23 protein-coding genes and 2 tRNA genes are annotated in these 24,497 nt (G+C 69.8%); 9 read left to right on the top strand and 16 right to left on the bottom strand.

Features of this window, described 5'->3' with window-relative positions; genetic code table 11:
* The first annotated feature begins 9 nt into the window (after window positions 1-9).
* The 3 genes from ABZ454_RS01485 (at window position 10) to pknB (ending at window position 5,041) form a co-directional block, all read left to right on the top strand.
* Window positions 10-1,422, top strand: coding sequence for an FtsW/RodA/SpoVE family cell cycle protein (locus ABZ454_RS01485; RefSeq protein WP_356324999.1), 1,413 nt, complete (start codon window positions 10-12; stop codon window positions 1,420-1,422).
* Complete coding sequence (locus tag ABZ454_RS01490) at window positions 1,419-2,879, top strand: penicillin-binding protein 2 (RefSeq protein WP_356324996.1); 1,461 nt, start codon at window positions 1,419-1,421, stop codon at window positions 2,877-2,879. Before ABZ454_RS01485 ends, ABZ454_RS01490 begins: the two co-directional genes overlap by 4 nt.
* A 167-nt stretch (window positions 2,880-3,046) precedes the next feature.
* Window positions 3,047-5,041 (top strand): Stk1 family PASTA domain-containing Ser/Thr kinase, encoded by a 1,995-nt coding sequence (gene pknB, locus ABZ454_RS01495; protein WP_356324994.1) that lies wholly within the window; start codon window positions 3,047-3,049, stop codon window positions 5,039-5,041.
* A 71-nt stretch (window positions 5,042-5,112) separates the two neighbouring features.
* On the opposite strand, the gene ABZ454_RS01500 is transcribed toward pknB, so the two are convergent.
* From ABZ454_RS01500 to ABZ454_RS01525, 6 genes are read right to left on the bottom strand one after another with little or no spacing between them, the layout of a single operon-like run.
* Entirely contained in the window at window positions 5,113-5,841 is a 729-nt protein-coding gene (locus ABZ454_RS01500; protein ID WP_356324993.1) for a class E sortase, read from the bottom strand.
* Window positions 5,842-5,884: 43 nt separating this feature from the next.
* Window positions 5,885-7,513 (bottom strand): class E sortase, encoded by a 1,629-nt coding sequence (locus tag ABZ454_RS01505; RefSeq protein ID WP_359535574.1) that lies wholly within the window; start codon window positions 7,511-7,513, stop codon window positions 5,885-5,887.
* Window positions 7,510-8,148, bottom strand: a complete 639-nt coding sequence (locus ABZ454_RS01510) for an aminodeoxychorismate/anthranilate synthase component II (RefSeq protein WP_359535577.1) — start codon at window positions 8,146-8,148, stop codon at window positions 7,510-7,512. The genes ABZ454_RS01505 and ABZ454_RS01510 overlap by 4 nt, the downstream gene beginning before the upstream one ends.
* Window positions 8,145-8,327 (bottom strand): hypothetical protein, encoded by a 183-nt coding sequence (locus ABZ454_RS01515; protein ID WP_356324988.1) that lies wholly within the window; start codon window positions 8,325-8,327, stop codon window positions 8,145-8,147. Before ABZ454_RS01515 ends, ABZ454_RS01510 begins: the two co-directional genes overlap by 4 nt.
* Window positions 8,328-8,383: 56 nt before the next feature.
* Window positions 8,384-9,112 carry a class E sortase gene (locus tag ABZ454_RS01520; RefSeq protein ID WP_359535579.1) on the bottom strand — a complete coding sequence of 243 codons (729 nt, stop codon included), beginning with the start codon at window positions 9,110-9,112 and terminating at the stop codon, window positions 8,384-8,386.
* 25 nt (window positions 9,113-9,137) lie between these two features.
* Window positions 9,138-9,905, bottom strand: coding sequence for a DUF881 domain-containing protein (locus ABZ454_RS01525; protein ID WP_356324984.1), 768 nt, complete (start codon window positions 9,903-9,905; stop codon window positions 9,138-9,140).
* Between the two features lie 141 nt (window positions 9,906-10,046).
* On the opposite strand from ABZ454_RS01525, the gene crgA reads away from it, so the two are divergent.
* Window positions 10,047-10,301 (top strand): cell division protein CrgA, encoded by a 255-nt coding sequence (crgA, locus tag ABZ454_RS01530; RefSeq protein WP_356324982.1) that lies wholly within the window; start codon window positions 10,047-10,049, stop codon window positions 10,299-10,301.
* Between the two features lie 328 nt (window positions 10,302-10,629).
* Here the strand turns inward: crgA and ABZ454_RS01535 are convergent, their stop codons facing one another.
* Together ABZ454_RS01535 and ABZ454_RS01540 are read right to left on the bottom strand one after the other, a co-directional pair.
* Complete coding sequence (locus tag ABZ454_RS01535) at window positions 10,630-11,529, bottom strand: rhomboid family intramembrane serine protease (RefSeq protein ID WP_356324980.1); 900 nt, start codon at window positions 11,527-11,529, stop codon at window positions 10,630-10,632.
* Between the two features lie 155 nt (window positions 11,530-11,684).
* Entirely contained in the window at window positions 11,685-12,212 is a 528-nt protein-coding gene (locus tag ABZ454_RS01540; protein ID WP_356324978.1) for a peptidylprolyl isomerase, read from the bottom strand.
* A 381-nt stretch (window positions 12,213-12,593) separates the two neighbouring features.
* Here ABZ454_RS01540 and ABZ454_RS01545 point away from each other — a divergent pair, with 381 nt between their 5' ends.
* Entirely contained in the window at window positions 12,594-13,310 is a 717-nt protein-coding gene (locus ABZ454_RS01545) for a DUF5324 family protein (RefSeq protein WP_356324976.1), read from the top strand.
* Window positions 13,311-13,496: 186 nt separating this feature from the next.
* Here the strand turns inward: ABZ454_RS01545 and ABZ454_RS01550 are convergent.
* Window positions 13,497-13,569, bottom strand: a tRNA-Ala gene (locus ABZ454_RS01550).
* A gap of 170 nt (window positions 13,570-13,739) precedes the next feature.
* Between ABZ454_RS01550 and ABZ454_RS01555 the strand changes: the two genes are divergently transcribed.
* The gene (locus ABZ454_RS01555; protein ID WP_356321243.1) at window positions 13,740-14,288 is read left to right on the top strand and encodes a DNA-binding protein; all 549 of its coding nucleotides are present in this window, start codon (window positions 13,740-13,742) and stop codon (window positions 14,286-14,288) included.
* Window positions 14,289-14,452: 164 nt separating this feature from the next.
* Window positions 14,453-15,889 carry a protein kinase gene (locus tag ABZ454_RS01560; protein WP_359535583.1) on the top strand — a complete coding sequence of 479 codons (1,437 nt, stop codon included), beginning with the start codon at window positions 14,453-14,455 and terminating at the stop codon, window positions 15,887-15,889.
* A gap of 29 nt (window positions 15,890-15,918) precedes the next feature.
* Here the strand turns inward: ABZ454_RS01560 and ABZ454_RS01565 are convergent, their stop codons facing one another.
* Together ABZ454_RS01565 and ABZ454_RS01570 are read right to left on the bottom strand one after the other, a co-directional pair.
* Window positions 15,919-17,268 carry a hypothetical protein gene (locus ABZ454_RS01565; RefSeq protein ID WP_359535584.1) on the bottom strand — a complete coding sequence of 450 codons (1,350 nt, stop codon included), beginning with the start codon at window positions 17,266-17,268 and terminating at the stop codon, window positions 15,919-15,921.
* Between the two features lie 271 nt (window positions 17,269-17,539).
* Window positions 17,540-17,674, bottom strand: coding sequence for a DLW-39 family protein (locus ABZ454_RS01570; protein WP_003958712.1), 135 nt, complete (start codon window positions 17,672-17,674; stop codon window positions 17,540-17,542).
* A 328-nt stretch (window positions 17,675-18,002) separates the two neighbouring features.
* Here ABZ454_RS01570 and ABZ454_RS01575 point away from each other — a divergent pair, with 328 nt between their 5' ends.
* Window positions 18,003-18,377 carry a DUF6344 domain-containing protein gene (locus ABZ454_RS01575; RefSeq protein ID WP_359535586.1) on the top strand — a complete coding sequence of 125 codons (375 nt, stop codon included), beginning with the start codon at window positions 18,003-18,005 and terminating at the stop codon, window positions 18,375-18,377.
* Between the two features lie 59 nt (window positions 18,378-18,436).
* Here the strand turns inward: ABZ454_RS01575 and ABZ454_RS01580 are convergent, their stop codons facing one another.
* Window positions 18,437-19,591 carry a cell wall protein gene (locus ABZ454_RS01580; protein ID WP_359535588.1) on the bottom strand — a complete coding sequence of 385 codons (1,155 nt, stop codon included), beginning with the start codon at window positions 19,589-19,591 and terminating at the stop codon, window positions 18,437-18,439.
* A gap of 355 nt (window positions 19,592-19,946) precedes the next feature.
* Window positions 19,947-20,267: a hypothetical protein gene (locus ABZ454_RS01585; protein ID WP_356321081.1), complete on the bottom strand. Its 321-nt coding sequence runs from the start codon at window positions 20,265-20,267 to the stop codon at window positions 19,947-19,949.
* Between the two features lie 192 nt (window positions 20,268-20,459).
* Between ABZ454_RS01585 and ABZ454_RS01590 the strand changes: the two genes are divergently transcribed.
* On the top strand, window positions 20,460-20,690 hold the full coding sequence (locus ABZ454_RS01590; protein ID WP_356321079.1) for a hypothetical protein: 231 nt from the start codon (window positions 20,460-20,462) through the stop codon (window positions 20,688-20,690).
* A gap of 276 nt (window positions 20,691-20,966) precedes the next feature.
* Here ABZ454_RS01590 and ABZ454_RS01595 read toward each other — a convergent pair.
* The 3 genes from ABZ454_RS01595 to gyrA form a co-directional block, all read right to left on the bottom strand.
* Window positions 20,967-21,043 (bottom strand) — tRNA-Ile (locus tag ABZ454_RS01595).
* A 77-nt stretch (window positions 21,044-21,120) separates the two neighbouring features.
* Window positions 21,121-21,732, bottom strand: coding sequence for a DUF3566 domain-containing protein (locus tag ABZ454_RS01600; protein ID WP_356321078.1), 612 nt, complete (start codon window positions 21,730-21,732; stop codon window positions 21,121-21,123).
* A 93-nt stretch (window positions 21,733-21,825) separates the two neighbouring features.
* Window positions 21,826-24,495, bottom strand: coding sequence for a DNA gyrase subunit A (gyrA, locus tag ABZ454_RS01605; RefSeq protein ID WP_359535591.1), 2,670 nt, complete (start codon window positions 24,493-24,495; stop codon window positions 21,826-21,828).
* Window positions 24,496-24,497: the final 2 nt, after the last annotated feature.

Raw genomic sequence — 24,497 nt, forward strand, 5'->3', positions numbered from 1 at the left:
TTCAGCACCATGAGCGTTGTCACCAACACGACCACGATCGGCGCGATCGACGCACCGAGCCGGCGCAACACCGAACTGATGATGATGGTCTTCGCCATCGCCATCTCGGTGTTCGCCTACGCCAACGTGGGCCTCGCCATCGACGGCTCACTGCCGTCCGGCATGTTCGGCTACGGACTCGGCCTGGTCCTGCTCGGCGGCGTGGCCCACCTCGTGGTGCGCAAGTTCGCCCCGTACGCGGACCCGCTGCTGCTCCCCCTGGCCACGCTGCTCAACGGGCTGGGGCTGGTGCTGATCTGGCGGCTGGACCAGTCGCAGCGGCTGATCGACCGGGCGGAAACCCTGTACGGGGCCTACACCCCGGACGCCCCCAAGCAGCTGATGTACTCGGCGATCGGCGTGGCACTGCTGGTCGCGGTGCTGATGATCCTCAAGGACCATCGCATCCTGCAGCGCTACACCTACATCTCCATGGTGGCGGCGCTGGTGCTGCTGATCATGCCGATGTTCTTCCCCGCGGTGAACGGCGCGAAGATCTGGGTGAGCCTGGGCCCCTTCTCCATCCAGCCCGGCGAGTTCGCGAAGATCATCATCGCGGTCTTCTTCTCCGGCTACCTCATGGTGAAGCGCGACGCGCTGGCCCTGGCCAGCCGGCGTTTCATGGGCCTGTATCTGCCCCGGGGCCGTGACCTCGGGCCGATCCTCGTCATCTGGGCGCTGTCGATCCTGATCCTGGTCTTCGAGACCGACCTGGGAACGTCGCTGCTGTTCTTCGGCCTCTTCGTGATCATGCTGTACGTCGCGACGGAGCGGACCAGCTGGATCGTCTTCGGTCTGCTGATGTCCGCGGCCGGAGCGGTGGGGGTCTCCACGTTCGAGTCACATGTGCAGCAGCGTGTGGACGCGTGGATGGACCCGTTCGCCTGCTACCAGACGGACGGCGCCTGTGAGCAGATCGGCAACGCCATCATGTCCTTCGGGTCGGGCGGCACCCTGGGCACCGGCTGGGGCCAGGGGCACTCCGACCTGATCGGCTTCGCCGCCAACGCCGACTTCATCCTCTCCACCGTCGGCGAGGAACTCGGGCTCGCCGGAATGATGGCCGTCCTGCTGATCTACGGCCTCATCGTCGAGCGCGGCGTCCGCACGGCGCTCGCCGCCCGCGACCCCTTCGGCAAGCTCCTCGCGATCGGCCTCTCCGGCGCCTTCGCCATCCAGGTCTTCGTGGTGGCCGGCGGTGTCATGGGTCTCATCCCGCTGACCGGTATGACGATGCCCTTCCTCGCGGCCGGTGGTTCGTCCGTGATCGCCAACTGGGCGCTGATCGGGCTCCTGATCCGCATCAGTGACACCGCCCGCCGCCCCGCACCGGCCCCCGCCCCGTCCTCCGACGCCGAGATGACCCAGGTGGTCCGCCCGTGAACAAGCCCCTGCGCCGGATCGCGATCTTCTGCGGCGTCCTCATCTTCGCTCTGCTCGCACGGACCAACTACCTCCAGTACGTGAAGGCCGACGAGCTCAACACCCGCGACGAGAACCGCCGCGTCCGCATCGAGCGGTACGCCCACGAGCGCGGCAACATCATCGTGGACGGCGGCAAGGCCGTCACCGGGTCCGTCGAGACCAAGAGCGGCGACTTCAAGTACAAGCGGGTCTGGGAGGACGGCCCCATGTGGGCCCCCGTCACCGGCTACTCGTCGCAGGCGTTCGACGCCTCGCAGCTCGAGAAGATCGAGGACGGCATCCTCACCGGCAACGACGACCAGCTCTTCTTCAACCGCACCATGTCGATGTTCACCGGCGAGAAGAAGCAGGGCGGCAACGTCGTCACCACCCTCAACAGCGCGGCGCAGAAGGCCGCCTTCGAGGGACTCGGCAACAAGAAGGGCGCCGTCGCCGCCCTCGACCCGCAGACCGGCGCCATCCTGGCGCTCGCCAGCACCCCTTCGTACGACCCCTCGACCTTCGCGGGCAACACCGATGCCGACACCAAGGCCTGGCAGTCGCTGCTGAAGGACAAGGACAAGCCGATGCTCAACCGGGCGTTGCGCGAGACCTACCCGCCCGGCTCGACCTTCAAGGTCGTCACCGCGGCCGCCGCCCTGGAGAACGGGCTCTACACCGACATCGACGCGGACACGAAGTCGCCACTGCCCTGGCGCCTCCCGCAGACGAGCCAGGACCTCGACAACGAGGGCAACATCCCGTGCGAGAACGCCTCGCTGCGTGAGGCACTGCGCTGGTCGTGCAACTCCGTCTTCGGCAAGATCAGTGATGACCTGGGCAACCAGAAGATGATCGACGAGGCCGACAAGTTCGGCTTCAACAAGGAGATCTTCAGTCCGGTCCGCGCCGACGCGAGCGTGTACCCCAAGGACAACCGGCCGCAGAACGCCATGGCCGGCATCGGCCAGGCGTCCAACCGCGCCACCCCGCTCCAGATGGCGATGGTCGCCTCCGCCGTCGCCAACGACGGCAAGCTGATGCAGCCGTACATGGTGGCCGAACGGCAGGCGCCGGACCTGGACGCCGTCTACACCCACGAGAAGGAGCAGTTCAGCCAGCCCCTCTCGGGTGAGAACGCCCAGAAGCTCCAGCAGATGATGGAGACCGTCGTCGAGAACGGCACGGGCCGCAACGCCAAGATCCGGGGCGTCACGGTCGGCGGCAAGACCGGTACCGCGCAGCACGGCCTCAACAACAGCGAGAAGCCGTACGCCTGGTTCATCTCGTACGCCAAGACCGACAGCGGTTCCCCCGTCGCCGTCGCCGTGGTCGTCGAGGACGGCGAGGCCAACCGCGACGACATCTCCGGCGGTGGTCTGGCGGCTCCCATCGCCAAGGCGGTCATGAAGGCAGTCATCGACAGCAAGAAGTGACACCGCTCACACCTGGCGCCAAATCCGCCCCGGTGGATACCGGTCGGATATCAGGTATCGCCTGCGGGCCGATCAGCTGGTGCGCGGCCGGTAGCGTAAGCGCGAACAGCACACCGCCGGACCGCACACCGGTGCGGTCAGGACTGACGGAGAGGGCTGGAACAGTTATGGAAGAGCCGCGTCGCCTCGGCGGCCGGTACGAGCTGGGCTCGGTGCTCGGCCGTGGTGGCATGGCCGAGGTCTACCTCGCGCACGACACCCGGCTCGGCCGCACCGTAGCTGTGAAGACGCTCCGGGCGGACCTCGCCCGCGACCCGTCCTTCCAGGCCCGGTTCCGCCGTGAGGCCCAGTCCGCCGCCTCGCTCAACCATCCGGCGATCGTCGCGGTCTACGACACCGGTGAGGACTACGTCGACGGGGTCTCGATCCCGTACATCGTCATGGAGTACGTCGACGGGTCGACGCTCAGGGAGCTTCTGCACTCCGGTCGCAGACTGCTGCCCGAGCGCACGCTCGAGATGACCGTCGGGATCCTCCAGGCGCTGGAGTACTCGCACCGGGCCCAGATCGTCCACCGTGACATCAAGCCGGCGAACGTCATGCTGACGCGCAACGGCCAGGTCAAGGTCATGGACTTCGGCATCGCCCGTGCCATGGGCGACTCCGGCATGACGATGACCCAGACCGCGGCCGTCATCGGCACCGCCCAGTACCTCTCCCCGGAGCAGGCCAAGGGCGAGCAGGTCGACGCGCGCTCCGACCTGTACTCCACCGGCTGCCTGCTCTACGAGCTGCTGGCCGTCCGGCCGCCGTTCGTCGGGGACTCACCCGTCGCGGTGGCCTACCAGCACGTACGGGAAGAGCCCCAGCCGCCCAGCAACTTCGACCCCGAGATCACGCCCGAGATGGACGCGATCGTGTTGAAGGCCCTCACCAAGGACCCCGACTACCGCTACCAGTCGGCCGACGAGATGCGTGCCGACATCGAGGCCTGCCTCGACGGTCAGCCGGTCGCGGCGACCGCGGCGATGGGCGCGGCCGGTTACGGCGGCTACGGCGGTTACGACAACGACCAGCCCACCACCGCCCTGCGGCCCACGGACCCGAACGGCGCCCAGACGTCGATGCTGCCGCCGGTCAACCCGGACGACGGTGGCTACGGCTACGACGACCGCCCCGACCGCCGCCGGCAGAAGAAGGGCAACACCTCGACGATCCTGCTGGTCATCGCGGGCATCCTGGTGCTGATCGGCGCGGTCCTCATCGGCAAGTCCGTCTTCGGCGGCGACGGTGGCGACAGCGGCACCTTCAAGGCGCCGAACATGGTCGGTGCGACCTTCAAGGAAGCCCAGCGGCTCGCCGACAACACCAACACCGTGGTCAAGGCAGGCCCGGAAGAGGAGTGCGAGGACCAGCCCGCGGGCAAGATCTGCCGGCAGACTCCGACGAAGGACGAGCAGGTCTCCGACGGCGACACCATCACGGTGTTCGTCTCCAGCGGCGCGCCGAAGGTCAGCGTCCCGGACGTCACGGAGAAGTCCGAGGCCAACGCGCGCAAGGTCCTCGAGGAGCAGGGCTTCACGGTCACGGTCAACTCGGTCGAGTCCTCCGACGCCGAACCGGGCACCGTCGTGGAGCAGTCCCCGAAGGGCAACGCCAAGGCCGAGAAGAACTCCGAGGTCAAGCTGTCGATCGCGACGGAGAAGCTCCTGCTGCTCCCTCCGGTGGACGGCCGCTCGTGGGACGCCGCGCTGGCGCAGCTCACCAATCTCGGCTTCACGAACATCGCGAAGAACGAGGTCGACAACGAGAAGCCCGCGGGCGAGGTCGTCGGCCAGAGCCCGGAGGCCAACAAGCGGATCGCCAAGGACTCCCCGATCATCCTCCAGGTGTCCAAGGGCCCGACGCAGCCCGCGACGGTCGCCGTACCCGAGGTCAGGATGAAGAAGGTGTCCCAGGCCAGGCAGGAACTGGCCCAGGCCGGCTTCACGAACATCCAGATCGCCGAAGGCAACCCGGGTGACGACAACGCCATCGTCACCGGCCTCGACCCGCAGCCGGGCACCCAGGCCGACCCGGCCACCACCACCATCACGCTCAGCACCATCGGCGGGAACGGGAACGGGAACGGCAACCTCCTCGGTGGCGGCGGCGGGCATTAGCGCCCCCCGCACAGCGCAGGGCCCCGGTCACCTCCACGGTGACCGGGGCCCTGTTTCGTCGGCGAACGGGTTCAGCGCAGCTCGGCCGGCTTCGTACGGTCGCGGTCGACCTTCTCCGTACGCACCAGCTCGCCCCACACGACGTAGCGGTACTTCGACGTGAAGACGGGGGTGCAGGTCGTCAGCGTGATGTAGCGGCCGGCCTTCGTGGCGCCCGAGCCCTTCGGCACCGCCTGGAGGACGTCGACGTTGTACTTCGACGTCTCGGGCAGCTCCTCGAAGACCTTGTAGACGTACCAGGTGTCCTTGGTCTCGAAGACGATCGCGTCCCCGGTCCGCACCTTGTCGATGTTGTGGAACTTCGCCCCGTGTCCGTCGCGGTGGGCGGCCAGGGTGAAGTTGCCCTCCTTGTCCGAGGGGAGCGCGGATTTCACCGGATCGGTGTAGTAGCCGGCGATGCCGTCGTTGAGGTTCTCGGTGTCGGTGCCCTTCTTGACGAGCACCTCGCCGTTCCTCATCGACGGGACGTGCAGGAAGCCGATGCCGTCCTTGGTGTCCAGCGCGCCCGGACCGTCGGCCCAGCGGTCGCGGACGGTGTGGCTCTGCTTGGTGGCCTCGCGGTCGGCGAGCACGTTCGTCCACCAGAGTGAGTAGACGACGAAGAGACCGAGCACCAGGCCCGCGGTGATCAGGAGTTCACCGAAGACGCTGACGGCGGCCGCGACGGGATGACGGCCCCGGGGCCGTGCCGGGGGCGCTGACTCGCCGGTCCGCTCTTCGTCCTCGGTCCTCGCTGCCACCGCACCGCCCCTGTCGTGATGTCGTTCGGCCCAGTCGGCCCGCTCAGTCCAGGAGCGCGTCGGGCTTCCCCTTGCTGCGCGGCCGTTCGTCGACCATCTTGCCCCAGACGATCAAACGGTACGTACTCGTGAATTCGGGCGTACAGGTCGTCAGCGTGATGTAGCGGCCGGGCGTCTTGAACCCCGACTGCGGCGGTACCGGGCTGATGACCGACACGTTGGACGGCGAGGTCTGGGACAGGACGCTCGTCATCTCGTACGTGTAGTAGGCGTCCTGGGTCTCGACCACGATCGGGTCACCGGGGCGCAGCTGGTTGACGTAGCGGAAGGGCTCACCGTGCGTGTTGCGGTGGCCGGCCAGCGCGAAGTTGCCCTGTTTGTCGGAGGGCATCGCCGTGCGCAGCGGGTCCTCGCCGTAGTGCCCGACCATCCCGCGGTCGAGGACCTTCTCCTTGCTGATGCCCTCGGCGATCGGCGTGACCACGTCGAGTTTGGGGATGTGGATGATGGCGAAGCCCTGCCCCGGGGCGAACACACCGGGGTTGCGCTTGCCCTTGGCCCAGTCGTCCTGGATCTTGTGCGTCTCCTTGCCGGCGAGCTGGTCGGCACGCACGTTCGTCCACCACAGCTGGTACGTGACGAACAGGAGCATCAGCACGCCCAGCGAGATGAACAGCTCGCCGACGACCCGGCTGACGACGACCGCGGGGCTGTCCTTGGCCGCCTTGGCCGCCCGTCGCGCCTCGACCCGCGACATCGGCTTCGGGGGTGTTCCGTCCGCATCGTCGGCCCCCGCCGCCGTGGCCCCCGGCTGCCCGCGCCTGCGGCCCCGGCCCTTGGCCGCCGCGCGGCGGCGCTCGGCCCGTCCGCCGGTGGCCGGGGCGGAGCTGTCCGGCTCCTCGGCTCCCCCGGGTCCACCGGCCCCGGGAACACGCTCCGGGCCGGGGCGGGGTGAGGTCACCGGCAGGGTCGCCGTCACCGCCTGGTCGACGTCGACCAGGCGCCGGGCGTCCACCGTCCGCAGCGCCACCGTCTCTTCGGCGGGGCGTTGCGGCTCGACGGGCCGGGCCGAAGGAGGAGGCTCCGCGGACCAAGGCGCCGCAGGGGCCGAAGGCACAGGGCCGGAAGAAGGCACAGGACCGGCCGAAGGCACAGGACCGGCCGAAGGCACAGGACCGGCCGAAGGCACAGGACCGGCCGAAGGCACAGGACCGGCCGAAGGCACAGGACCGGCCGAGGGCACAGGACCGGGCGGAGGCACCGCGGTCGACGGACGCCCTGCGGCCCGCCTGCGCTTCCCGGACGGCGGCCTGGGCCCTGCGGCCGGCGAAGCCTGTGCGGGCTCCTGAGGGCCGTACCAGTCCCGTTCGTAGCCCTCGGGGTCGTACCACTCGCGCGGAGGCTCCTGGGCCGCCTGGGGCCCGCGTGGCGCCTGCGTCGACGCCGTCCCGGCACCGGGCCCGCCCGCCGCTCCTCCGCCGCCCGTGGCCGCCTGCGCCCCTTCGACGTTGTCCGCCCGGAACCACGGCGACGCGTGCCGCCCCGGCAGCGGATCGTTGAGCGGGTCCGCCAGGTGGTCCACCGCCGCCTCGAACGCGCCTGCGGCCTCGGACCCGCCCGGTTCGTACGGGCCGTCCTGCCGGGCGTCGGATCCGTGGCGGGGTGGGGTCACGCGACGGCCTTGCCCACCACCGGCGCGAGCCCCGCCGACCTCTCGACGGCTCCCGTGTCACCGCACCGCACCAGCCAGTTGGCCAGCATCAGATGACCGTGCTCGGTGAGCACCGACTCCGGGTGGAACTGCACTCCCTCGACCGCCAGCTCCCGGTGCCGCAGCCCCATGATGATGCCGTCGGCCGTCCGTGCGGTGACCTCCAGCTCCTCGGGCACCGTGTCCGGTTCGGCGGCGAGCGAGTGGTAGCGGGTCGCGGTGAACGGCGAGGGCAGCCCGGCGAAGACGCCCTCGCCCTCATGGAGCACCGGGGAGGTCTTGCCGTGCAGCAGTTCGGGGGCGCGCCCCACCACGCCGCCGTACGCCACGGCCATCGACTGCATGCCCAGGCAGACGCCGAAGACCGGGACGCCGGTCGCCGCGCAGTGCCGCACCATGTCGACGCAGACGCCCGCGTGCTCGGGGGTGCCGGGGCCGGGCGAGAGCAGGACGCCGTCGAAGCTGTCCTGGGCGTGGGCCGTGGTCACCTCGTCGTTGCGGAGGACCTCGCACTCGGCGCCCAGCTGGTAGAGGTACTGGACGAGGTTGAAGACGAAGCTGTCGTAGTTGTCGACGACCAGGATGCGGGCGCTCATCGGACCGCCCCCATCGCGTTCGTGCCGTCCACCGTCACGTCGCCGAACGGAAGCAGCGGCTCCGCCCACGGGAAGACGTACTGGAAGAGGACGTAGACGACCGCGAGGGCGAGCACGAGCGAAATGACCCCACGCACCCACACGTTGCCCGGCAGATGCCGCCAGATCCAGCCGTACATGCTGACCCCTCCATTCGGTACGGGACCAGACTAGAGCCTGCCCCGAGAGCCGTGGGTCAGCTGTGGAAAGCCGCCGGCCTGCCGTCGGTCACGGGCTGGGTCGCGTCCAGGTGCGCCCAGGCGATCAGCCGGTGGCTGCTGCCCCATTCGGGATCACAGGTGGTCAGCGTCAGATAGCGGCCGGGCCCGTCGTAGCCGGACCTGCGGGGGACCGGGTCGATGACGCCGACGTCGCTGGGCACGGTCCGGTAGGGCTTCCTGTCGATGCGGTACGTGAACCACGTCGTCCCGTCCGTCAGCAGCACCGCGTCACCGGGGCGCAGCTTCGGGAAGTCCTTGAACGGGTCACCGTAGGTGCGCCGGTGCCCGGCCACCGCGAAGTTGCCCTTCGCGCCTGCCGCCGCGCTGCCCCGGTAGTGCCCGAGGCCCTTCTGCAGGGTCTTGACCTTCGTGTTCTCCAGGACGGGCCACTCCCAGCCCTTCCCGAAGCGGGGTATGTAAAGCATCGCGAACGGCTTTCCGTCGCGGTACGCCTCGGGTGCGGGCGCCGGCGCGGAGGGCTGCGGATCGGAGGCGGGGGACGACGCGGACGGTACGGGGGCGGGTGCGGGCGCGGCCACCGCTCCGCGTGCCCACCGGTTCTGCAGGTCGTCGATCTGGCCCTCGGTGGCGCCTGCGGCCTTCACCCCGGTCCAGAACAGGACGTAGACCACGAAGAGGATGATCAGGGCCCCGGCCGTGATGCACAGTTCGCTGAACGTCCTGACGATCAGTCGCACCGACACCGGTCGGCCTCCCCGCAGCTGCTCGCTACTTCACCGGCTCCGCATAGTGGAGATCCACTGTGCCCGAGTAGCCGGGAAGAGTCACCGCCTCGCGCTCGTCGACTTTCCAGCCGAGCCCGTACGCCTTCACGTAGAGCAGGTAGTTCTGGATCGCCGGGGAGGCGTCCAGGGCCCGCTCCAGCTTCCCCGGGTCACCGACGGCGGTGATCTTGTACGGCGGTGAGTAGACCCGGCCCTGCAGGATCAGGGTGTTGCCGACGCAGCGCACCGCGCTGGTGGAGATCAGCCGCTGGTCCATCACCTTGATGCCGTCGGCGCCGCCCTGCCACAGCGCGTTGACGACGGCCTGCAGGTCCTGCTGGTGAATGACCAGGTCATTGGGTTGCGGGTCGGGGTAGCCGGGGCTCGCGGTGGCGTTCTGCGGGGCGTCGTCGAGCGTGACGGAGAGACCCCGGCCGGAGAGTTCGGCGGTTCCGGCGGCGCGCTTCAGCGCCTTCAGCCTGGCGTCCTCCGCCTTGGTGCTGCCGTCGTCCCGCTGGACGAGGGTGTCGATGTCCTCGCGCACGGAGGCGGTGGACCCGTCCAGGGCGGCGTTCTTCTCGCTGCGCTGCTGAATGAGATCGGAGAGTTTCAGCAGCGAGGAGTCCGTACGGATATTGGTGCCCTTGGCGGTATTGGCGCTGGTGACGAAGATGAGGCCGGCCAGGGCGAAAACGGCAGCGGTGAGCACTTTGGCCGGATGCCGGAAGGTGCCCCGGACCGGCCCGGGGGGAGAGTCGGCAGAATTGCTCAACGTACCCTTATCTCCTTCGGTGCCACGGAAGCACTACGCTAACGGACGCCCCGGGGAGGCAGCATTCCCCCTCGCGCCCACCCCCGGCGCCAGCCACAGTTCCCTGCGCGGTCACGCAGCGCATCGACAGGAGAGTTCCTCGTGCCGAAGTCACGTATCCGCAAGAAGGCCGACTTCACGCCCCCTCCGGCGAAGCAGGCGACCAACATAAAGCTGACCAACCGCAGTTGGGTGGCGCCTGTGATGCTGGCGCTGTTCCTGGTCGGCCTCGCCTGGATCGTCGTTTTCTACGTGACCGACGGCGATCTGCCGATCGACTCGCTGGGGAACTGGAACATCGTCGTCGGCTTCGGCTTCATCGCCGGAGGCTTCGGCGTCTCGACCCAGTGGAAGTAACCGCGCCGACCGCGTAGGACCACAGCGGGTACCCGTCCCGCAACCCCTGCCCTGAGTTACCCACAGCGTTATCCACAGGCGGGGGAAAAGGTCAGACGATCTGTGGATAACTCCTCGGCTGTTGACGCCGGTATGACTGCAGCCGCCCCGCGAATCGGGCGGCACGCCCCTTGCCCCGCTGGAAAAACCCAGCTCAGCGGCAAGGGGCACAGTTATACCCACTCCGTACACAAGATCGCGTACAAGCTGTGGACAACTTCGATCACAAACGGTCCAAAACGGGCGAACGGCATGTGCGCGGCGGGGCCGCTGACGCCGACGAGACCACCTACGTCAGCGCGGCCGTTCTGGCGACCACGACCAGGAGCACCACGCCCAGGACCACGGCACAGGTGCCGAGCTGCACGAGATTCCGTCTCTCACGGGGCGCGTGCACCATGCCGATGCCGATCAGCACGCCGGCGACCAGTCCGCCCACATGCGCCTGCCAGGCGATCCCGCCCCACGGGTTGAAGGTGATCACCAGGTTGAGCGCCAGGATCATGAAGACCGGGCGCATGTCGTAGTTCAGCCGGCGCATCAGCACCACGGTGGCGCCCAGCAGGCCGAAGATGGCGCCCGAGGCACCCAGCGAGGGCTGGTTCGGTTCGGCGAGCCAGTAGGTCAGGGCGCTGCCCGCCAGCCCCGAGAGCAGATAGAGCGCGAGATAGCGGACCCGTCCGAGGACCGCTTCGAGCGGGCCGCCGAGCCACCACAGCCCCAGCATGTTGAAGGCGATGTGCCACACCTCCTGGTGCAGGAACATCGACGTCACCAGCCGGTACCACTGCCCTTCGGCGACGCCCTCGGGCGGACCGCCGAAGTAGAAGTTGGCGCGTCCCAGCAGCACCAGATCGTCGATCAGCGCCTTGTCGGCCAGCGCCGCGACGAACACGGCGAGGTTGATCCCCAGCAGGATCTTGGTGATCAGCCGGGGGTCGGCCGCGATCGCGCCGCCGGCGAGCGTACGCGGCTGACGGGGGGCCGGGTGGTGGCCCGTACCGGACCCCTGGCGCACGCAGTCCGGGCATTGGTAGCCGACCGAGGCGCTGACCATGCAGTCGGGGCAGATCGGGCGCTCACAGCGGGTGCAGCGGATCGCCGTCTCACGGCCCGGGTGGCGGTAACAGCTGACCCGGCCTTCGGCCGGCGGACTCGGGTCCTGGCCGCCCGGCGGCTGCTGGTCCATCGGTCCCCTCACTTCCCGGCCCCCTCGGTCCTCGTCGTGGCGGCAGTGCGCGAGGCACCGCCCCGCGCGTCCGCTCTCCTATGAAATACGGACGGACAGGGCGGTTGGTTCCCGACGGGCGGACCGGAGCGTGACCGGGCGGTGACGGCAGGCGATCAGCGCTTCTCGACGACGACCGACTCGATGACCACGTCCTGCACCGGGCGGTCGGTGCGCGCGTTGGTCGGGGTGGCCGCGATGGTGTCCACCACCTTCTGGCTCGCCGGGTCCACGACCTCACCGAAGATGGTGTGCTTGCCGGTCAGCCACGCGGTCGGCGACACCGTCACGAAGAACTGCGAGCCGTTGGTGCCCGGGCCGGCGTTGGCCATCGCCAGCAGGTACGGCTTGGTGAAGGCGAGGTCGGGGTGGAACTCGTCACCGAACTCGTACCCCGGGCCGCCGGTGCCGTTGCCCAGGGGGTCGCCGCCCTGGATCATGAAGCCGCTGATGACCCGGTGGAAGACGGTGCCGTCGTAGAGCCGGTCCTTGGACTTGGCCCCGGTCGCGGGGTGGGTCCACTCGCGCTCACCGGTGGCGAGCTCGACGAAGTTCTTGACCGTCTTGGGCGCGTGGTTCGGCAGAAGCCGGATCTCGATGTCGCCCTGATTGGTCTTCAAGGTGGCGTAAAGCTGCTCGGCCACGGTCTGCCTTCCCTAAGTCTGATCTGACGTCAGCCGATCCTCGCACGGACCACCCCGCCCGACGCCCGGCCCGGCTGCGCCGCGCAGCGCCACTGCACCATTGCGCCCCCTTGAGGGCCGCCCGCCTGCGGCTTCTCCACCGGCCCCCATCGACGACGCGGGTACAAATGCGGCCAAGTGCGTGACGAACCGGCGCGTGGCGGGCCGAACCGTGGCATTCTCATCGACAGGCTCCCCTTGCACCCGCTTGCCCCGAGGCATCCTTGTTCGGCCGGAATGACCCGGATGCCCGCCCCGCGTGCCGCACAGGTCCCCTGCAGGCATGATCTCGAACTGGGTGGAAAGGCGGAGTATCTACCCGCCACCAAGGAGGAGGATCCCGTGACCCGCATCGACAGCGTGCGTGCCGCAACCGACTCGGCGAGGGACAGCGTGCAGCACGCCGCGGTAGTGGTGGCGCCCTACGCCGACTCGGCCAAGGAGCAGGCCGTTCACTATGCGCACGAGGCCCGCACACTGCTCGCGCCGAAGGTGTCGAAGGCAGCTCAGCAGGCCCGCGTCCAGTACGACGCGCACCTCGCCCCACGTATCGAACTCGCCCGTGCCCACGTACCCCCCAAGGTCGACGAGGCAGCCCGCAGCGCCGCGCTGCTCAGCCGCCAGACCGCCCGGAGCGCCGCGGACTACACCGTCCCCCGCGTCGAGCACGCCATCGCCGCCGCCCAGCCCATGGCCGCGGAGGCCACCGCCCGTAGCGCGGCCGCACTGGCCGCTCTGCGCGGGCAGGTCACGGCGAAGGAGATCAGGAAGCTGACGCGGAAGCACGAACGGCGGGCCAAGTGTGGCCGCGCGTTCAAGGGGCTGGCCGTGGCCGGCCTCCTGGCGGGTGGCGCCTATGCCGTGTGGAAATGGTGGGACAAGCAGGCCAACCCGGACTGGCTGGTCGAGCCCCCCGCTCCCACGGAGGTCGACGACCGTGACCCGCTGGCTTCGGTCGACGGCAGCGACCGGACGATCCTGGACCCGGAGGTCCAGGCCAAGCAGTCCGATGCCGAGGCGGAGGGACTGGACGGCCAGGAGCCGGACGACCGCCCCTGACCTGCCGCTGACCCGCCTCTGACCTGTTGCCGACCGGCCTCCGGCCGGCGGCCCGCAGCCGGACCGGACGCCGAACGGGCGCCGGAAGACCCCCCAGGTCTTCCGGCGCCCGTTCGGCGTCGGCGCGATGGCATCAAAAAGGCCCCTCTGAGCTGCGGTTTCGCGGCTCGGAGGGGCCTGATCACGTGGAGCCTAGGAGATTCGAACTCCTGACATCTGCCTTGCAAAGGCAGCGCTCTACCAACTGAGCTAAGGCCCCGAAAAGCAAGCAGCACCCGACACCCTGTGCCGAGGGCCACCGCCGCAGACCAGAGTACCGGGTCACCCCGTGAATACTCCAAAAAGATAGGGACTCCCGGTCGGCAACCACTCTCCGTAAGATGCTCGTCGAGGTTCGCAGCAGCGAAGCCGCAGCGAAGGGGAGACGCCATGGATGCAGCGCAGCAAGAGGCAACGGCCAGAGCCAGGGATCTCCAGCGCAGCTGGTACGGGGAGCCGCTCGGCGCGCTCTTCCGCCGGCTGATAGATGACCTCGGGCTGAACCAGGCCCGGCTCGCCGCGGTGCTCGGGCTGTCCGCCCCCATGCTCTCCCAGCTCATGAGCGGCCAGCGGGCGAAGATCGGGAACCCCGCGGTCGTCCAGCGCGTCCAGGCGCTCCAGGAACTGTCCGGTCAGGTGGCGGACGGCAGCGTCAGCGCCGGAGAGGCCACCGACCGCATGGAAGAGATCAAGAAGTCCCAGGGGGGATCCGTGCTCACCGGCACCGGCCAGACCACGACCACCGGCGGCGCCCCCACCGTGCGCCGGGTGGTCCGCGAGATCCAGTCGCTGCTGCGGTCCGTCGCGGCCGCCGGCGAGATCATCGATGCCGCCGACTCCCTCGCCCCGGCCCACCCCGAACTGGCAGAGTTCCTCAGGGTGTACGGCGCGGGACGCACCTCGGACGCGGTGGCGCACTACGAGGGCCACCAGAGCTAGTGCCGCGTCAGTCAAGGTTTGCCCGACGGGGCGCACCTTGGCTGCCGCGGCACTAGCCGGGCGGACCGGCCGGGCACCCGCCCGGCAGCCGGAGCATCCGTCTCCGGACACGGGCACAGGCATACGCACGGGCCGAGACAGGGACGGGGAGCGGGCGCAGCGCAATGGGTGAGGTATTCGCTGGTCGGTACGAACTGATCGATCCGATCGGACGCGGCGGGGTCGGTGCGGTCTGGCGTGCCTGGGATCACCGGCGCCGCCGTTACGTGGCGGCCAAGGTCCTCCAGCAGAGCGACGCGCACACGCTCCTGCGCTTCGTGCGCGAGCAGGCGCTGCGGATCGAGCATCCGCATGTGCTCGCCCCGGCGAGCTGGGCGGCGGACGACGACAAGGTCCTGTTCACCATGGACCTGGTGAGCGGCGGTTCGCTGGCCCATGTCATCGGTGACTACGGCCCGTTGCCCCCGCGTTTCGTCTGCACCCTGCTCGACCAGCTGCTCTCGGGGCTGTCGACGGTGCACGCCGAAGGGGTCGTGCACCGGGACATCAAGCCCGCCAACATCCTGATGGAGGCCACCGGAACCGGCCGGCCGCACCTGCGGCTGTCCGACTTCGGGATCTCCATGCGCAAGGGCGAGCCCCGGCTCACCGAGACGAACTACGTGGTGGGCACGCCGGGTTACTTCGCGCCCGAGCAAATGATGGGCGCCGAGCCGGACTTCCCCGCGGACCTCTTCGCGGTCGGCCTCGTCGCCCTGTATCTGCTGCAGGGCCAGAAGCCCGACTCCCAGGCCCTCGTCGAGCACTTCGTCTCGTACGGGACGCCCGGTGCCCCGCAGGGCATCCCCGAGCCGTTGTGGCAGGTCCTCGCGGGGCTGCTGCAGCCGGACCCCCAGGCCCGCTTCCGTACGGCCACGGGCGCGCGCAAGGCCCTGACGGCCGCCGCCGAGATGCTGCCCGAGCCCGGACCCGACGACGAGCCGGTGGAGGTCTTCGACCAGATCGGTCCGCTGCCCGCCGGATTCGGCCCCGCAGGCCCCGAGCGCGCCCCCCAGGCCGAGGCCCCCGAAGCCGTCGGGCCACAGCCCTCCGGGCATCAGGCCACCGGGCAGCAGACAGCAGGACAGCGGGCAGCACAGCAGCAGGCCCCGGAGCAGCCGGCCTCGGCACGGCAACGGGCCCCGGGGCAGCAGCCTTACGCCCCGCAGCCCTACGCGCCACAGCCGTACGCCCCGCAGCAGTCCTACGCACCGCCTCCCACCGCGATGTCCGAGACGGGCAGCTTCCACCTCCCCCCGCCCCCGCAGCAGCCCGCCGCTGAGGCGTTCCCCCCGGCGGACCGTACGGCGGCTCCCTCCCCCGCCGCCGTACCGGACCCCTCGCAGACGCCCACCGCGGCGGTGCGGCACGAACAGCCGCTCACCCGCGCCTACACCGCCCAGCACCCGCAGCCCGCGATGGCCTCGCACGCGCCCGCCCCGGCGGCGGCAGCGCACGCACCGCTGACGCGTCCGGGACCGCCCCTGAAGGTGGCGGTCCCGGTGCTGCTGGTGGCGCTGATCTGCTTCGCCGTCGGCATCTGGGCGCTGACCCAGGCCTGAGCGGGTCCCGGCCGGGACCCGCTGCCCGGCTACCAGGCCTGCGGCGGCCCTCCGTACGGCGGTTGCTGTCCACCGGCGGGCGCGGCGCCGGCCGCGCGGCGACGCGCGAGCAGCGTCCACGCGCCCAGCGCGAGGACCAGCACCGTGCCCGCGCCGATCCCGGCCGCTCCCACCAGCTTCATGGTGTCGCTCCTGCTCTCGGCCGCCTGGGGACCGCTCCGGCCGCTCCTGGCCAGGTCCTTGTCGTTCTCCGTGACCGCGAAGATCCCGGCGTCGCCCTCGTACGGCGTCTTGCCGGCCTTGCCCTCGACCCTGACCGACAGGGTCAGCGGGAACGGCTTGTCCCCGTAGGCCTCGCCGACCTTCGGGCTCAGCGAGACGGACAGGTAGTACCACCCCGCGAAGCGCATGGCGCTCACACTGCTGCTGGAGGCGAACCTGTTCTCGTACGCCACCGGGGGCACCGGGTCGAGGGAGACGGAGGCCGGCTTGCCCGCGTACGACATGGGCGACGCGTCGTCGACGTGGCCCTGGGCGGGGTTGTCGAGCGACAGCGCCAACGCGTTGCCGACGAAGGCGTTCTCACCGGTGCCCGTGCTGTTGCCGAGGCCGGCCGCGGTGAAGATCTGCTGTCCCCAGTCCACCGGGATCCGGTAGAAGAGCGTCTGCCCCGGGGTGATCTCGGCCTTCCACTCGCCCGTCTCCAGGCTCGTGGCGTCGTAGTAGCCCGTGCCGCCCTGCCTGCGGTTGTCGGTGGCCGGCGTGGGCGGTGCCGGCGATGTGGACGGCCAGTCCTCCGGGGCCTCGGTCGGCATCGCAGTGTCCCCGCCGATTCTCGGCTCCGACGCGTACCGCAGTTCCAGATCCCAGTCCTGCGGATCCGAGGTCTCCTTGCTCTCCCGCTCGACCAGGACGTTGTACGTACCGGCGTCCTGACAGGTGCTGCTGCCCTTCTCGACGACGCGGTAGGCGTACGCGGCGATCGGACGCGGGTACTCCGCGGACTCGAAACGGGCGTCCTCGGAGCTGCACCGCAGGTCAGAACTGTCCCTGACGCTGATGGTGATGCCGTCTCCGTACGCGACCTCGACACCGGCCTTGGGCACGACGACGGCCGAGACGTACGCGTTCGTCGTCGCGTCGAGATTCAGGCGGTAGTAGAGCTTCTGACCGACCTTGATCGAACTCTTGTAGACCGTACCGGCCTTGAGCTCCGCCGCATCGGTGTTGACCTCGGTGCCGCTCACCGCCTTCGCACCCGGATCGAAGGTGTACGCGGCGGCCCCCTCGTCCGCGTACGCGTGGCCCGGCAGCGCCGCCACCGCGCACATCGCCGCGAGTGCGGCCAGCGCTACCCGGCCCCTGCTGCGCTGCCTCATCACGCGCTTCCCCTCGTCGTCCGTGCGGCTGCCCCGCAGCGGCTGCGTAGCTGTACGGCCACGGCGGCCGGCGCGGCCAGGAGGGCCGCCCCCGGCAGCGGCCGCGACGCGGGTCCATCCTGCCCCTCCCGCACCCCGCGACCCCAGACTCTTTGCTCAAGCAACCTAATTATTCGCTTAGGTGAACTCAAGAGCACAGGCGTCACGGTCCCGCAACAGCACGAAGCCCCGGCCGCATCAGCGACCGGGGCCCGCGACAGGCTGTTCCGTCTCACACACCCGAACCTGCGGGCACGGAGTCAGTCGCCTCCGTCCACAGATCCTGCTCGGCGCGATCCGCCTGGATCTGGCGGTACACGAGGAGCCCGCCGATGGCGGCCAGTGCGACCAGGAGAAGCTTCTTCACCGCGCGACCTCGTCTTTCCTTGGCATTGGGGAGTTCTGCTGCCCGACTATACACATCGGCCGATATCGACCGGTGACCTCCCCGCAACCCAACTGGCGCTTACCGAAGAGCGATCGCCGCAGGAGTGTGCATCGACGGACGCCGGGCGTCGGCGGCCGCCGGGAGGCGGCCCGAGCAGCCCCGGACACCACTCCTCGGGGCCGGTTGCACCATACGAGTGGTGTTCATCTGAAGAACGGCATATCGGCGGCGTCGGTCCATGAAATCGCGAGCCGGATCCACATCATCAGAAAGGTAAGCAAACCGGACCACCTGAAAGTGAGGGGCCATGAGCACCTTCAAGGCCAAGAGCATCTGGACCGCCTTCATCACCGCCTTCTTCGCACTCCTCGCCTCGCTGGGCCTCGCCAGCCCCGCCGCGGCGGCCACGGAAGCCACGGTCACGGAGCCGACGGCCACGAGCCACGAGCACAGGGGCGCGACCACCGCAACCCCGGCCGCTCCGTCGGTGCGATGGACCCTTCCGCGTGACCGGGCGCTGCCGCCCACGATGAAGCAGCGCATCCACGCCGAGGCCCACGGCTCCTCACCCGCCACCCGGCAGCTCGCCCCGGACACCTCGGCCACCGCCCGCGCCACGCACGCCACCCGCGCTCCCCTCGGCGACGCACCGGCCCAGGACGGGGTTCCCCTCCCACCCTGAGAGCGCGGCGGCTGACACCGCGAGGCCCCTGGACCGGGATTCCCCGGCAGGGGCCTTCTTCATGTCCGCACGTCCACGGCCCGCCGTCCCCGCGCGTCACCTCCAGGGCGCACCCCGCTGGACGCGGACCGCACCACCTCGTCGACGAGCCGGTTCGTGTAGAGACGACGGGTGTCCCGCTCGCCGAGGTTCTCCAGGGCGGCGAGCACCAGGCCGGGGTCCGTCGCCGCGGCCGACCGTAACTGGACGACCTCCGCACGCGTCAGCCCCTCGACCCCGCACGGCACACCCTCGGCGTCCGCCGCGCACGCGCCCCCCGACGGCTCCCCGGCCATCGACTCCCGTACGTCGGCCACGGCCCGGCGGAACGCCTCCGGCGGGTTCACACCGCCGTGCCCCACGGACATCTCCCGTGCGCGGGCCACGGCCGCGATGATGAGGGCCGCCGGGCGGGCCGGCCGCCGCCCGATGACCAGGCCGTAGAGCTCAGCCGCGATGTCACGGGCGTCGAGGCCCCGGTCGATGAACGGCCGCAGCGCGTACGCGAGGCGACGCACATCCTCGTGCTGGGTCCAGCCGACGAGCGGACGCACCTGCCGGGCGATCGCGATGTCCCGGGCGACCTGGAGCGGGGACCGGCGGCTCCCGCGGGTGGCGCCCTGCCGAGTCGGAGCCGTCGCGCGCCTACGCGAGGTGTAGTTCACCTTCCCCCTCATCTCAGCCTTGCGTAGGTCGTGGTGGGGCCCTGGAGAATGGGGCGCACGGCCGCCTGAACCGCGGCGCGCCACAGGTGGGTTGTCCACGGGCCGGGACTTCGCCTGTGCGGTCCCCACCGCACGGCCCCGGCCCGCGTCCGTCACGCCGCACACCCGCGCCCCGTATCCGGCGCCCTCCAGTCGGTGCCCCATCGCCGCGTCGTACCCCGCCGGAATCGTGGCGGCGTAGATCGTCGCCGTGCCCGCGTACCGGCGACCGGGCAGGTGGAGGTTCCGCTTCGTCCCGTGCCGCTGCCACACCAGCGCGCCCAGCTCCCGCAGAACCCGGACATGGCGCTTCACCGTCGCCGCCGACACCCCGCACCGGTCAGCGGTGCCTTCGAGGTCGTACAGCACGAACCCGAGCCGGTAGTCCATCCGTCCGGCCAGATCGCGCGCGACGGCCAGCGTCGTCGCCCCTGCCCTGCGATGTACGCCCGCCTCGACGAGCCACACCACCGCACGCAGCCAGGGGCCCGGCCGGGCACGCCGGGAAGCCGTCGCGTCGAGCTCCTGGAGGGCGCGGGGGACGGGGGCCCATGCCGGATCCGGGCATGACGGAGAAGCGCAGCACGAAGCCGCGCCGGTGGGGTGGCGCATCACGGTCCCGGGGGGAGGGCGGCCGGCGGGGCCGCGGGGATCACAGGGGGCGGAGCCGTCCCGGACGGCTCAGGGGCGTGGGAGTGGTCACCACGCGGGTACCGACCGTACGATCGAGGGCGATTCCTTCTTTTTGTGGGACGGATCACTGATCAGCGGGTCATCACCCCTCTGGTCACCACGGCCGGGCGGTCTCTACACCGCTCGGCCGTACTCATCCGGCAGTGGGCCCTTGCGCTTCCCGGTCGGCTCGCCGCCGCTGGGCCCCGCTCATCCCCTTGCCGATCTGCTGAGCGCGGGCAGCGGAGACGCCTCCGAGGAGCTGCCCGATTTCCCTCCATGTCCTGCCTTGCTTCTTGAGAGCGTTGACACGCTGCTGTCGTAGCTCTCGCAGCTTCATCTGGTAGCCGGGCCAGTTCTCCAGCGCCCGCGACACGGCCAAGGCGCAAGCCTCGTCGTCCTCGATGTCCTCGAAAGCCGCGATGGCTTCCACCAGGCGTTTCACCTGCTCGACCTGCTCAGGGTCATTCGCCATTCCCGCGCTCCCTCCTGCGGCGCGGCCAACACGACTGTAAACCCCGGGCTTGACGCAATCAAGCCCGGGGTTTAACTTCGTTCTCGCGAGGCCGACCAACGGTCCCGTAGCAACACAAGGGCCCCGGCCCGGAGTTCGCACCTCCATGTGGCCGGGGCCAGTCAGAAACCTGAGATCACCAGGAGACCGACCATGCGCCATCCTTCCACCCCGGGCGCCCCGCCCGACAGGCGGCTCGTCGCGCTGCCGCCCGTCTCGGGACTGTCTTCCCAGCAGCAGCGGGGCGTGCACTGCGTCTTCTGCGGCACCGCCCTGCACACCGGGGCGGTCCGCGACCTCGGTCCGCGCCTGACCGAGGCACACGGGTCGGTGGTCCGCTGGTTCCCTCGCAGTTGCCGGACCTGTCCGAAGGGACGGCCATGACGACGAGGCCGGGCCCCGGGCCGGGAGGCGCGGGTGCGCCGATGAGGTGCGATCGCTGCGGCGAGCCGGTCGCACCAGGGGACGGAGAACGCCTGGCGATCCACGGGGCGTCCGGGGCCGGCGGCACGATCACCGTGCACCGGGGGCTCTGCTTCCCGTCGCGGGGTCGCCCTGCCTCTGCCCCGAGGGAGTAGGAACCGATGACGCGTCGCTCCACCGTGCGCCGGGTCCGTACGACGAAGGCCCCCCACCGTCTCCGGTGAGGGGCCTTCGTGCTGGTGGGGCTAACAGGATTTGAACCTGTGGCCTCATCCTTATCAGGGATGCGCTCTAACCAACTGAGCTATAGCCCCGCCGCGCTTTTGTGTCGCGCTGACGTGAAGAAGATTAGCGCACGTCGGGGCCAGTCCCAAAATCGATACCCGCGCCGCTACTCGTCCTCGGCCAGGGTGAGCTCGACACCGCCCACGAAGCCGGCCGACAGGTTGTAGATGAAGGCGCCCAGCGTCGCCAGCGCGGTCGCCAGCACCACGTCGATCACCGCGATGACCGAGGTGAAGATGAGGACCCGCGGCAGCGACAGGAACGACTGCAGATCGAAGCCGTTGCCCTCGTTCGAACCGGTCGCCTCGCTGATCGTGCCGCCCACGGTGGAGAAGACGCCCATCGCGTCCATCACCATCCACAGCACCGCCGACGCGACGACCGTGCAGATGCCGAGGGCGATGGACAGCAGGAAGCTGACCTTCATCACCGACCACGGGTCCGCCTTGGCCACCCGCAGACGCGCCTTACGGGTACGCGGAGTGGTCCGCGCCCCCGTCCGGGCCTTGCGGGTCGCCTGGGCCGTTCCCGCGCCCGCTACAGCGCCCTGCGGCCCGCCGTATGACCGGCCGCCACCCTGGGTCCCGCCCGGAGGCGAGGGGTAGGCCTGCGGCGGGTGGTACGGGCCCGCCTGGCCCGGTGCGGGTTCCCGCTCACCGGGCAACGGCCCGGTCGCGTAACCCTCGTACTGGGGCTGAGGGCCCCGGGTATCCGTCACAGTGCCCCCTTGGGAGTCCGTGGCAGGGCCACGGGCACCGTCCCCGCCGGCTCCGGAAGCGGCCGAACCGGCGCCCGTGGCTCCACTCACGCTTTACTCCTCGTGCTCCCCGGTCGAGGACGTGTTGCCCTCGACTGTGCCGTCGACCGTGCTCTCGGCAGCCGCGTCGGCCGTGGTGGCCTCAGCTGTCACTGCCCCGGTCGTCTCGCCTTCGGCGTCAGCGTCGACGGGACCGTCGACCTCTTCGGCCTCGCGACCTGCCTCGGCGTTGCGAGCGATACCGACAACGGCGTCGCGCTTGCCCAGATTGATCAGTTGGACGCCCATGGTGTCACGGCCCGTCTCCCTGACTTCATTGACTCGCGTACGAATCACACCACCGCCGAGCGTGATGGCGAGAATCTCGTCCGTCTCCTCGACCACCAGCGCACCGACCAGCGAGCCCCGGTCCTCCACGATCTTGGCGGCCTTGATGCCCAGGCCACCGCGACCCTGGACGCGGTACTCGTCGACGGGGGTCCGCTTCGCGTACCCGCCGTCAGTGGCAGTGAACACGAAAGTACCGGGCCTGACGACATTCATCGAGAGCAGTTCGTCTCCCTCGCGGAAACTCATGCCCTTGACACCCGAAGTGGCGCGGCCCATCGGGCGCAGCGCGTCGTCCGTCGCAGTGAACCTGATCGACTGGGCCTTCCTGCTGATGAGCAGCAGATCGTCCTCGGACGACACCAGCTCCGCACCGATCAGCTCGTCGTCGGAACCGTCGGCCGTCTCGCGCAGGTTGATGGCGATGACGCCGCCGGAGCGCGGCGAGTCGTAGTCCTTCAGCGCGGTCTTCTTCACCAGACCGCCCTTCGTGGCCAGGATCAGGTACGGCGCGGCGTCGTAGTCGCGGATGGCGAGGATCTGCGCGATCTGCTCGTCCGGCTGGAAGGCCAGCAGGTTCGCCACGTGCTGACCACGCGCGTCGCGGCCGGCGTCCGGAAGCTCGTAGGCCTTGGCCCGGTAGACCCGGCCCTTGTTGGTGAAGAACAGCAGCCAGTGGTGCGTCGTTGACACGAAGAAGTGGTCGACGATGTCGTCCGACTTGAGCTTCGTGCCGCGCACGCCCTTGCCGCCGCGCTTCTGCGAGCGGTAGTCGTCCGTCTTCGTGCGCTTCACATAGCCGCCGCGGGAGATCGTGACGACGATGTCCTCTTCGGCGATGAGGTCCTCGATGGACATGTCGCCGTCGAAGGGCACGAGCTTGGAGCGCCGGTCGTCGCCGAACTTGTCGACGATCGCCGCCAGTTCCTCGCTGACGATCTGTCGCTGCCGCTCCGGCGAGGCGAGGATCGCGTTGTACTCGTTGATCTTCGCCTGGAGCTCGTCGTGCTCGGCGGTGATCTTCTGGTGCTCCAGCGCGGCCAGGCGGCGCAGCTGCATCTCCAGGATCGCGTTCGCCTGGATCTCGTCGATCTCCAGCAGGCCCATCAGGCCCTCGCGCGCGACCTCGACGGTCTGGCTGCGCCGGATGAGGGCGATGACCTCGTCGATGGCGTTCAGGGCCTTGAGCAGGCCACGCAGGATGTGCGCGCGCTCCTCCGCCTTGCGCAGCCGGAACCGCGTACGCCGGACGATGACCTCGATCTGGTGCGTCACCCAGTGACGGATGAACGCGTCGATCGACAGGGTGCGCGGCACGCCGTCCACCAGCGCCAGCATGTTGGCGCCGAAGTTGGTCTGGAGATCGGTGTGCTTGTACAGGTTGTTCAGTACGACCTTGGCGACCGCGTCGCGCTTCAGCACGACGACCAGGCGCTGGCCGGTGCGCGACGAGGTCTCGTCCCGGACGTCCGCGATGCCGCCGACCTTGCCGTCCTTGACCAGGTCGGCGATCTTCTGCGCGAGGTTGTCGGGGTTGGTCTGGTACGGAAGCTCCGTCACGACCAGGCACTGGCGGTTCTGGATCTCCTCGACCGCCACGACCGCGCGCATCGTGATCGAGCCACGGCCCGTGCGGTACGCCTCCTCGATGCCCTTGCGGCCCACGACGAGCGCGCCCGTCGGGAAGTCCGGGCCCTTGATCCGCTCGATCAGGGCGTCCAAGAGCTCCTCCTGCGTGGCCTCCGGGTGCTCCAGGTACCACTGCGCACCGGACGCGACCTCGCGCAGGTTGTGCGGCGGGATGTTGGTCGCCATGCCGACCGCGATGCCCGCGGAGCCGTTGACCAGCAGGTTCGGGAAGCGCGCCGGCAGGACCGTCGGCTCCTGGTTGCGGCCGTCGTAGTTGTCCTGGAAGTCGACGGTCTCCTCGTCGATGTCCCGGACCATCTCCATGGACAGCGGCATCATCTTGCACTCGGTGTACCGCATGGCGGCGGCCGGGTCGTTGCCCGGGGAACCGAAGTTGCCGTTGGAGTCCACCAGCGGCATGCGCATCGACCAGTGCTGCGCGAGGCGCACCAGGGCGTCGTAGATGGAGGAGTCGCCGTGCGGGTGGTACGTACCCATGACGTCACCGACGACGCGGGCGCACTTGTAGAAGCCCTTCTCGGGCCGGTAGCCGCCGTCGTACATCGCGTACAGCACCCGGCGGTGGACGGGCTTGAGGCCGTCCCGCACGTCGGGCAGGGCGCGCGACACGATGACGGACATCGCGTAGTCGAGGTAGGAGCGCTGCATCTCCGTCTCGAGCCCGACGGGCTCGACACGCATGCCCACGCCCTCGACGGGCGGGACCTCTTCGGGCGTCACGGGGACGGGGGTGTTCTCGTCGGCCATTG

The sequence above is a fragment of the Streptomyces sp. NPDC005803 genome, from assembly GCF_040630435.1.
In the GTDB taxonomy this organism is placed as follows: Bacteria; Actinomycetota; Actinomycetes; order Streptomycetales; family Streptomycetaceae; genus Streptomyces.

Bases quoted from the DNA above. Each gene is read 5' to 3' on its own strand.
- ABZ454_RS01485 (WP_356324999.1), top strand. From the start codon at position 10: ATGAGCGTTGTCACCAACACGACCACGATCGGCGCGATCGACGCACCG.
- ABZ454_RS01565 (WP_359535584.1), bottom strand. From the start codon at position 17,268: ATGAGGCAGCGCAGCAGGGGCCGGGTAGCGCTGGCCGCACTCGCGGCG.
- gyrA (WP_359535591.1), bottom strand. From the start codon at position 24,495: ATGGCCGACGAGAACACCCCCGTCCCCGTGACGCCCGAAGAGGTCCCG.
- pknB (WP_356324994.1), top strand. From the start codon at position 3,047: ATGGAAGAGCCGCGTCGCCTCGGCGGCCGGTACGAGCTGGGCTCGGTG.
- ABZ454_RS01560 (WP_359535583.1), top strand. From the start codon at position 14,453: ATGGGTGAGGTATTCGCTGGTCGGTACGAACTGATCGATCCGATCGGA.
- ABZ454_RS01535 (WP_356324980.1), bottom strand. From the start codon at position 11,529: ATGGACCAGCAGCCGCCGGGCGGCCAGGACCCGAGTCCGCCGGCCGAA.
- ABZ454_RS01590 (WP_356321079.1), top strand. From the start codon at position 20,460: ATGCGCCATCCTTCCACCCCGGGCGCCCCGCCCGACAGGCGGCTCGTC.
- ABZ454_RS01510 (WP_359535577.1), bottom strand. From the start codon at position 8,148: ATGAGCGCCCGCATCCTGGTCGTCGACAACTACGACAGCTTCGTCTTC.
- ABZ454_RS01515 (WP_356324988.1), bottom strand. From the start codon at position 8,327: ATGTACGGCTGGATCTGGCGGCATCTGCCGGGCAACGTGTGGGTGCGT.
- ABZ454_RS01555 (WP_356321243.1), top strand. From the start codon at position 13,740: ATGGATGCAGCGCAGCAAGAGGCAACGGCCAGAGCCAGGGATCTCCAG.
- ABZ454_RS01575 (WP_359535586.1), top strand. From the start codon at position 18,003: ATGAGCACCTTCAAGGCCAAGAGCATCTGGACCGCCTTCATCACCGCC.
- ABZ454_RS01585 (WP_356321081.1), bottom strand. From the start codon at position 20,267: ATGGCGAATGACCCTGAGCAGGTCGAGCAGGTGAAACGCCTGGTGGAA.